Below are 8,076 nucleotides of genomic sequence, written 5' to 3' on the forward strand. Positions count from 1 at the left end.
TCCAACTCCCCCGCCCGCAGGCACAGTTCGGACGCCACCTCGACCACCTCGTCCGCCTGCGGCCCCATCGAGAGGAGGCAGAACTCGTCGCCCCCGAGCCGCGCGGCGAGCGCGCCGGGCAGTATCGCGCCGCACAGCGACAGCACCGAGCCGAAGCGCTCCAGCAGCCGGTCCCCCACGGCGTGCCCCCGGGTGTCGTTGACCCGCTTCAGCCCGTTCAGGTCGCACACCACCAGGCTCACCACCGAGCCGTCCCGCCGGTGCGCCTCGATCGCCTCGTCGAGGCGTACGTCCACCGCCCGCCGGTTGGCCAGACCCGTCAGCGGGTCGGTGAAGGCGAGGCGGCGGACCTCCTCCAGGCGTTCCGTCTGGGCGATCCCGGCCGCCGCCACGGACGCCAGCACGGTGGCGAAGTCCGCGTCGGAGGCACCGAAGACCGGCGCGCCCGCCGGCCGGGCCACATACAGCTCGCCCCACGCCCGCCCGTGCAGGACGATCGGCGCGACCACGCAGCAGCCGCGCCCGCGCCGGCGCAGGGCGGTGACGCGCTCGTGGCAGTAGCCAGCAGAGTCGTCGGGGCCGGCCGCCGTCTCCACCCACGCGTTGGGCTCACCGCCGCCGGCCCACCGCTCGTGCAGGAACTCGGTGATCTCCGGGAACTGGTGGACCGGATACGTCTCGTCCTCGGGGAACTCCTCCTCCCCCGCGGCCCGTTCGCCCGCGTTCACCAGCACCCGCAGCCGGCCGAGCTCCCGCTCCCACGTGGAGAGCGCGGCGAAGCTGCCGCCGAGCGCGTCCCGCGCGCCGAGCGCCGCCGCCCGCCAGGACTCGCGCGGGGTGTGGGCCGCGGCCATGGCCTGCGCCAGCGACACCACCGCCCGCAGCCGTGCGTCCTCGGTCCCGCCCACACCCTCACCCTCACCGCGCATCCCTCCAGCTTAGGGAGGTTTGCCCCGGTTTGATCAGTTAGGCTGGGCCAGATCGATCACATTCGATCAAGGTCGAGCACTCCATGTACCCGAGACGACGCCGTTCTCACTCCCCCGGCCTCTCACTCCCCCGGCCACTGCGGCTTCCGCTTCTCGTTGAAGGCCGCGACGCCCTCCGCCCGGTCCCCGGAGAACGCCACGGACCGCCACGCCGCGTCCTCGACCTCCAGCCCGGCGCGCAGGTCGAGCCCGTGGCCCAGGCGCATGGCCCGCTTGGCGGCCCGCAGCCCGACCGGCGAGTTCGCCGCGATCCGCCCGGCCAGCTCCAGCGCACTCGTACGGTCCTCACCCGCGTCCACCAGCACGTCCACGAGGTTCAGCTCGCGCGCCTCGGCGGCCTCCACCCGCCGTGCGGTGAAGACCAGTTCGGCGGCCCGGGCCGCGCCCACGCGCCGGGGCAGCAGCTGCGTACCGCCGCCGCCGGGGATGACGCCGACCGAGACCTCCGGCAGGCCGACGACGGCCGTCGCGTCCGCCACGATCAGGTCGCAGGCGAGCGCCAGCTCGAACCCGCCGCCGAGCGCGAAGCCGTGCACGGCCGCCACCGTCGGCATGGGCAGCTCCAGGACGCCGGTGTAGCAGGCGCGCGCGGTGGGGCGCTGGCGCACCAGCTCGGCGTCGGTGAAGGAGTTGCGCTCCTTGAGGTCGGCGCCCACGCAGAAGGCCCGTTCGTGCGTGGACGTCAGCACGGTCGCGCGGACGGAGGGGTCGGCCGCGAGCGCGTCGCAGGCGGCGGCGATCGAGCGGGCCATCCCGGTGGAGACGGCGTTCATCGCCTTGGGCCGGTCCAGGACCAGCTCGGCCACGTACTCGTGCCGCCTGATGGCGACGAACTCCCCGTACCGCTGCTCATCCGTGCCCATGGGACCCATGAGACCCTCCCGACCGACGTTAACGAACGTTACGTCGGGGATCTTAGGCAGGGACGCGCGCGCCCCGTAAGGGCGGCTACCCGCCCCGGCGGTGCAGCATCCACGGCTCGACCACGCCGAGCCCGCGCACCGGCCGCTGCCACATGGGCTGCAGCGCGAAGCGGTACTTGGGGGGCTCCTCGCCCTCCTTCTCGGCCCGGGCCGCCTCCTCCGCCGCCTGCGTCTCGGAGACCGGCGCGTCGCCGGTACGCGCCAGCTCCTCGGCGAAGGCGCCGTCCACCAGCACCGAGTCCTTGGGCGCTATCGAGGTGAGCCTGCTGGCCAGGTTCACGGTCGTACCGAACACATCGCCCATCCGGGTGGTGACCGTGCCGAAGGCGATGCCCACGCGCAGCGCCGGCATCGTCTCGTCGTGGCCCATGGTCTCGATCAGCCGGAGCGATATCTCCGCGGCCGTCCCGGCGTCGTCGGCCGCGAACAGGACCTCGTCGCCCAGCGTCTTGATGAGCCGGCCGCCGTGCGCGGCGACCAGGTCGGCGGCGGTCGTCTCGAAGGCCTCGACGAGCTCGCCGAGCTCCTCCTCCTCCAGGCGCCGGGTCAGCCGGGTGAACCCGACGAGGTCGGCGAAGCCGACGGCGAGGCGCCGGTCGACCATCTCCTCGTCGTCGGCGGCCTGCACCACGCGCCCGGTGGCGGCGGCCAGCTGGCGCCGCCACACATAGACGAGGAACTCCTCCAGCTCCGGCAGGAGCAGCTCGACCAGCGGGTACGTGACCTCGGTGCGGGTCATGCCGGGCTCGGGCGGCTCGGTCAGGCCCTCCAGGAAGGAATCGATCTGCCATTCGGCCAGCCGGGCGGTGGTCTGCCCGGTGGAGCGGGCCACCTGGACCGCCATGGGCTCGCTGAGCAGCCCCGCCTCGACCAGACCGGCCAGCCGCCGCAGGGCCAGCACATCGGCTTCGGTGAGCGCCTTGGCCTGCCCGATGTCGGCGAAGCCCATGGCCCGCCAGAACCGGGAGGCCAGCTCCATGGAGACACCGGCGGTCCGGGCGGCCTGGAACGGCGTGTACCGCCGGTCCGCGCCCAGGATCAGCTGCTCCAGACGGATGGCCAGCGGATCGGCGGTGGGCTCGGCGGTGTGGTCCACGACGTGGTGCGGGGTCGGGTAGGCGGAGGGCGCCGGCTCCGAGTGGGGGCCGTCACCCTCGCCGGACTGCGTGTCGTCGACGGTCACCAGCCGCCTCCTGCCCGTTCCCTGCGCATTCCCTGCCGATCTGTCGCTGGATCGGGCTCCACGATACGGCAGGTGTGCCGTAGCTCACGTCGCCGCACCCGTTGCCTTGTCCCCCGAGGCGGTGCAAGGGGGTCCGGGGAGCGCGCGCGGGGCGTCCCCGGAGCGCGCTCCCTCAGTCCGCCGCCGGGCGCAGATGGACGATGTCGCCCGCCGCCACCGGCTCGCGCACGCCCTCCTCGGTGGCCAGCACCAGCCGCCCGTCCCCGTCCACCGCGACCGCCTCGCCGGTCAGGGCGCGGTCGCCCGGGAGCTCGGCGCGCACGGTTCGGCCGAGCGTGGCGCAGCCCGCCGCGTAGGTCTCCTGGAGCCGGGTGGCGGCCGGGTCGCCGCCCGCCTCGCGCCAGTCCACGTACCACTGCTCCAGGGAGCGCAGCACGGCGCGCAGCAGGGTCTCGCGGTCGGTCGAGACCGCGTCCGCGAGCGCCAGCGACCCGGCGGCGGGCACCGGGAGTTCGTCGGCGCGCAGGGTGACGTTCAGGCCGATGCCGACCACCACCGCGTCCCGGCCCGCCCGCTCGGCCAGGATCCCGCCCGCCTTGCGCTCCTCGCCGCCGACCGTGACCAGCAGGTCGTTGGGCCACTTCAGCGAGGTGTCGACGCCGGCGGCGCGGGACAGACCGGTGGCCACGGCCACCCCGGTGAGCAGCGGCAGCCAGCCCCAGCGCTCCATCGGGACGCCCGCGCCGGGCCGCAGCAGCACCGAGAAGAACAGGCCCGAGCGGGGCGGCGCCGACCAGCTGCGGTCCAGCCGTCCGCGCCCGGCGGTCTGCTCCTCGGCGACCAGGACCGCGCCCTCGGTCAGCTCGTCGGCCCGTGCGGTCAGGTCGGAGTTGGTCGAGCCGGTCGCCCCGACCACCTCCAGAGAGGTCCACAGGGCGCCGGGCCGCACAAGGGCGTGGCGCAGCGCGGCGGCGTTGAGCGGCGGCCGGTCGAGGTCGGACCAGCGGCTTCGGGATGCGTCCTGGGGCGTCATACGGCCCAGGTTAGGCGCGCGGGCGCAAGCGCACCCCGGTGTGGCAAACGACGCACTGCCGAACGGTAGGCGCGCCACTACCCTACGAGTCAGTAGCCAGCCGAAAACCCGTGACCAGGCAGGGAGCCGCGTCCCGATGTCCGAGCCGGAGCAGCAAGAAGTGACCGACATCCACACGACCGCGGGCAAGCTCGCGGATCTGCGGCGCCGCATCGGGGAGGCGACGCACGCCGGTTCCGAGCGCGCTGTGGAAAAGCAGCACGCCAAGGGCAAGTTGACCGCCCGTGAGCGGGTCGATCTGCTCCTCGACGAGGGGTCCTTCGTCGAGCTCGACGAGTTCGCCCGGCACCGCTCGACCAACTTCGGCATCGAGAAGAACCGTCCGTACGGAGACGGTGTCGTCACCGGGTACGGCACGGTCGACGGGCGCCCGGTCTGCGTCTACTCCCAGGACTTCACCATCTTCGGCGGCTCGCTCGGCGAGGTCTACGGCGAGAAGATCGTCAAGGTCATGGACTTCGCGCTGAAGACCGGCTGCCCGGTCATCGGCATCAACGACGGCGGCGGCGCCCGTATCCAGGAGGGTGTGGTCGCGCTCGGCCTGTTCGCCGAGATCTTCCGCCGCAACGTGCACGCCTCGGGTGTGGTCCCGCAGATCTCGCTGATCGTCGGTCCCTGCGCGGGCGGCGCGGTCTACTCGCCCGCCATCACGGACTTCACGGTGATGGTCGACCAGACCTCGCACATGTTCATCACCGGCCCGGACGTCATCAAGACGGTCACCGGCGAGGACGTGGGCTTCGAGGAGCTGGGCGGCGCGCGCACCCACAACACCACCTCGGGCGTGGCGCACCACATGGCGGGTGACGAGAAGGACGCCATCGAGTACGTCAAGTCGCTGCTCTCCTACCTGCCTTCGAACAACCTGAGCGAGGCCCCGGCCTTCCCCGAGGAGGCCGACCTGGAGGTCTCGGACTCCGACCGGGAGCTGGACACGCTCATCCCGGACTCCGCGAACCAGCCGTACGACATGCACACGGCCATCGAGCACGTGCTGGACGACGGCGAGTTCCTGGAGACGCAGGCGCTGTTCGCGCCGAACATCATCACCGGGTTCGGGCGCGTGGAGGGCTATCCGGTCGGCATCGTCGCCAACCAGCCGATGCAGTTCGCGGGCTGTCTGGACATCAACGCCTCGGAGAAGGCCGCGCGTTTCGTGCGCACCTGTGACGCCTTCAACGTGCCGGTGATCACCTTCGTGGACGTGCCGGGCTTCCTGCCGGGCGTGGACCAGGAGTACGGGGGCATCATCCGGCGCGGGGCCAAGCTGATCTACGCGTACGCCGAGGCGACCGTCCCGCTGATCACGGTCATCACCCGCAAGGCGTTCGGCGGCGCGTACGACGTCATGGGCTCCAAGCACCTGGGCGCCGACCTCAACGTGGCCTGGCCGACCGCGCAGATCGCGGTGATGGGCGCGCAGGGCGCGGTCAACATCCTGCACCGGCGCACGATCGCCGCCGCCGCTGACGCCGAAGAAGCGGAGGCGACCCGCGCCCGGCTGATCTCGGAGTACGAGGACACGCTCCTCAACCCGTATGTCGCGGCCGAGCGCGGGTACGTGGACGCCGTGATCATGCCGTCCGAGACCCGTGCCCATGTCGTGCGGGGCCTGCGTCAGCTGCGGACGAAGCGGGAGACCCTTCCTCCCAAGAAGCACGGCAACATCCCCCTCTAGGCCCCCAAGGAGCGGTCATGATCAAGGTCGTACGGGGCAACCCCACTCCGGAGGAGCTGGCCGCCGCACTGGCGGTGGTCCGCGCGCGCGCCGCGGCGACAGCCTCTGTGCCGTCCGGCGCGCCGCTGCCCCCCGAGGACTGGTCCGACCCGGCCCGCATCGCCCGCCACCCGGTGCCCCGCCCGGGTCCGCGCTCCTGGGCGCGCACCTACTGGCCGGCCTAGGGCCCTTCGGGGCGGGCCGCCTCCGTACGTACGGGGGCGGTCCGCCTTGAGTACCCGTACTCAGGCGCCCGGCCGGTTCCGGCCGCAGTATCGAAGGCATGCTGTGGTCCGACCCGAAGAACGAGCCGCCTGAGGAACTGCGCGAGGCGCAGGCGAAGATGCGCCGCGCGGGCCTGGTCCTCGCGCTGCTCATGGTGCTGGCGATGTTCGTCGTCAGCATCCGCTGAGCGCTGTCTACGATGACCCGTATGACTGCCCCCGCACGCCGCCTCGTCCTCGCCTCCGCCTCCCCCGCCCGGCTCGGTCTGCTGCGCCAGGCCGGTCTCGCACCGGAGGTCATCGTCAGCGGGGTCGACGAGGACGCCCTCACCGCCCCCACCCCCGGCGAACTCGCCCTGGTCCTCGCCGAGGCCAAGGCCGACGCCGTGGCCGCCCGYCCGGAGGCCGCCGGGGCGCTGCTCATCGGCTGCGACTCGGTCCTGGAGCTGGACGGCGAGGCGCTGGGCAAGCCCGCCGACGCCGAAGAGGCCACGGCCCGCTGGAAGTCCATGCGCGGGCGCTCCGGTGTGCTGCGGACGGGCCACTGCGTGATCGACACGGCGAACGGGCGCCGCGCCTCGGCCACCGCGTCCACCACGGTCCGCTTCGGCGAGCCCAGCGACGCCGAGGTGGCCGCGTACGTGGCGAGCGGCGAACCCCTTCACGTGGCGGGCGCGTTCACCCTGGACGGCCGCTCGGCCCCGTTCGTGAACGGCATCGACGGCGATCCCGGCAACGTCATCGGCCTCTCCCTGCCGCTGCTGCGCACGCTGCTCGCGGAGCTGGACGTCGCGATCACGGACCTCTGGGCGGACCGCTAGCCGGGGGGCTCGCGGCGACGGGTTCAGGCCGCGGCGGGCTCCGGCGGGGTCCCCTTGCCCGGCGGGGCCTCGGCGGGCTCCCCGTCCTCCGGCTCCGCCGGCAGCGGGGGCGCCGCGTACATCAGCAGGGTCAGTACGACGAGCGCCAGGACCAGCATCATGAAGGCGAACGCGGCCCAGCCCATCAGCCCGACGGTCAGCGCGCCCAGCACGCCGTGCACCACCGCGCAGGTGATGAGCAGGATGCGCCCGAGCCGGCCGGGCGCGCGGTCGCGTACGCCGGTGAACAGCAGGATGGCGCCGCACACGGCCAGGTAGAGGCCGAAGGCCCCGCCCATGACGTACGTGGTGGTCGACATGGTGGCGGAGTCGATCCCGCCCAGGGACATGTTCTGCTGGTGCACCACGCGTCCGAGGAACCAGTTCACCAGCACGAAGCCGACGGCCTCGCCCAGAAGAACGATCGCGGCCACCACGGCCACCGCTCTGCGCGCCACGGCGCACCACCCCTCGTTCGCACCCAGCCCCTGTTACCGGTAGTACGTCTGACAACCGAACGCTACTCACCGGTAAACCCTTGGGCAAGGGTCCTGACAACGCCGGGGCCACGATCTTCCGGCGGCAAAGATTCATTCGGCCATTCGTAGGGACTCCACAAAGAATGTGAGGGGCCCCCTGGCCTTCGGGACAGAGACCTTGACCACACCAGAAGGCTAATGTGCCGGGCAGGGACCCGGCGTACCGTGGTGCGACAAGGGATTTCGCCACATGAGCGAGCCGCGCATCACACTCCGTGTGGGCAACCTCACCACGGGGGACGGGTCGTGGGCCGGTGTACGGCTTCCCTAAACTCAGCTTGTTTTCAAGGAGGGAGCCATCGTGCGCAAGGTGCTCATCGCCAACCGTGGCGAAATCGCTGTCCGCGTTGCCCGGGCGTGTCGGGACGCCGGGATCGCCAGCGTAGCCGTCTACGCCGATCCGGACCGGGACGCTCTGCACGTCCGCGCGGCCGACGAGGCATTCGCTCTGGGCGGTGACACCCCGGCCGCCAGCTACCTGGACATCGCCAAGGTCCTGCAGGCCGCCGCCGACTCCGGCGCGGACGCCATCCACCCCGGCTACGGCT

General features: G+C 72.5%; 10 protein-coding genes. 5 read left to right on the forward strand and 5 right to left on the reverse strand.

What is annotated here, in order from left to right:
- From ACJA3G_RS24110 to ACJA3G_RS24125, 4 genes are all read right to left on the reverse strand, one after another.
- Positions 1 to 929: diguanylate cyclase domain-containing protein (locus ACJA3G_RS24110; protein ID WP_406555126.1), on the reverse strand; the 929-nt coding region annotated here is incomplete at its 3' end.
- A 122-nt stretch (positions 930 to 1,051) separates the two neighbouring features.
- Positions 1,052 to 1,852, reverse strand: coding sequence for an enoyl-CoA hydratase/isomerase family protein (locus ACJA3G_RS24115; RefSeq protein WP_406555127.1), 801 nt, complete (start codon positions 1,850 to 1,852; stop codon positions 1,052 to 1,054).
- 85 nt (positions 1,853 to 1,937) lie between these two features.
- Positions 1,938 to 3,095, reverse strand: coding sequence for an adenylate/guanylate cyclase domain-containing protein (locus ACJA3G_RS24120; RefSeq protein ID WP_406555128.1), 1,158 nt, complete (start codon positions 3,093 to 3,095; stop codon positions 1,938 to 1,940).
- 172 nt (positions 3,096 to 3,267) lie between these two features.
- Entirely contained in the window at positions 3,268 to 4,128 is an 861-nt protein-coding gene (locus ACJA3G_RS24125) for a biotin--[acetyl-CoA-carboxylase] ligase (protein WP_406555129.1), read from the reverse strand.
- A gap of 136 nt (positions 4,129 to 4,264) precedes the next feature.
- On the opposite strand from ACJA3G_RS24125, the gene ACJA3G_RS24130 reads away from it, so the two are divergent.
- From ACJA3G_RS24130 to ACJA3G_RS24145, 4 genes are all read left to right on the forward strand, one after another.
- Positions 4,265 to 5,866, forward strand: a complete 1,602-nt coding sequence (locus tag ACJA3G_RS24130) for an acyl-CoA carboxylase subunit beta (protein ID WP_406555130.1) — start codon at positions 4,265 to 4,267, stop codon at positions 5,864 to 5,866.
- Between the two features lie 17 nt (positions 5,867 to 5,883).
- Positions 5,884 to 6,090, forward strand: a complete 207-nt coding sequence (locus tag ACJA3G_RS24135; RefSeq protein WP_406555131.1) for an acyl-CoA carboxylase epsilon subunit — start codon at positions 5,884 to 5,886, stop codon at positions 6,088 to 6,090.
- Positions 6,091 to 6,188: 98 nt separating this feature from the next.
- Positions 6,189 to 6,317, forward strand: coding sequence for a morphogenic membrane protein MmpB (mmpB, locus tag ACJA3G_RS24140; protein WP_358837859.1), 129 nt, complete (start codon positions 6,189 to 6,191; stop codon positions 6,315 to 6,317).
- A 12-nt stretch (positions 6,318 to 6,329) separates the two neighbouring features.
- Complete coding sequence (locus tag ACJA3G_RS24145) at positions 6,330 to 6,950, forward strand: nucleoside triphosphate pyrophosphatase (RefSeq protein ID WP_406555132.1); 621 nt, start codon at positions 6,330 to 6,332, stop codon at positions 6,948 to 6,950.
- A 23-nt stretch (positions 6,951 to 6,973) separates the two neighbouring features.
- Here ACJA3G_RS24145 and ACJA3G_RS24150 read toward each other — a convergent pair whose 3' ends face one another.
- Entirely contained in the window at positions 6,974 to 7,447 is a 474-nt protein-coding gene (locus ACJA3G_RS24150; protein WP_406555133.1) for a hypothetical protein, read from the reverse strand.
- Positions 7,448 to 7,829: 382 nt separating this feature from the next.
- Between ACJA3G_RS24150 and ACJA3G_RS24155 the strand changes: the two genes are divergently transcribed.
- Positions 7,830 to 8,076: biotin carboxylase N-terminal domain-containing protein (locus ACJA3G_RS24155; RefSeq protein WP_406555134.1), on the forward strand; the 247-nt coding region annotated here is incomplete at its 3' end.

Origin of the sequence: Streptomyces sp. YS-3 (assembly GCF_045257485.1) — a bacterium.
Classification (GTDB): domain Bacteria; phylum Actinomycetota; class Actinomycetes; order Streptomycetales; family Streptomycetaceae; genus Streptomyces.

Coding starts and splice junctions, on each gene's coding strand:
- ACJA3G_RS24115 (WP_406555127.1), bottom strand. CDS start 1,852: ATGGGCACGGATGAGCAGCGGTACGGGGAGTTCGTCGCCATCAGGCGG.
- ACJA3G_RS24125 (WP_406555129.1), bottom strand. CDS start 4,128: ATGACGCCCCAGGACGCATCCCGAAGCCGCTGGTCCGACCTCGACCGG.
- ACJA3G_RS24130 (WP_406555130.1), top strand. CDS start 4,265: ATGTCCGAGCCGGAGCAGCAAGAAGTGACCGACATCCACACGACCGCG.
- ACJA3G_RS24135 (WP_406555131.1), top strand. CDS start 5,884: ATGATCAAGGTCGTACGGGGCAACCCCACTCCGGAGGAGCTGGCCGCC.
- mmpB (WP_358837859.1), top strand. CDS start 6,189: ATGCTGTGGTCCGACCCGAAGAACGAGCCGCCTGAGGAACTGCGCGAG.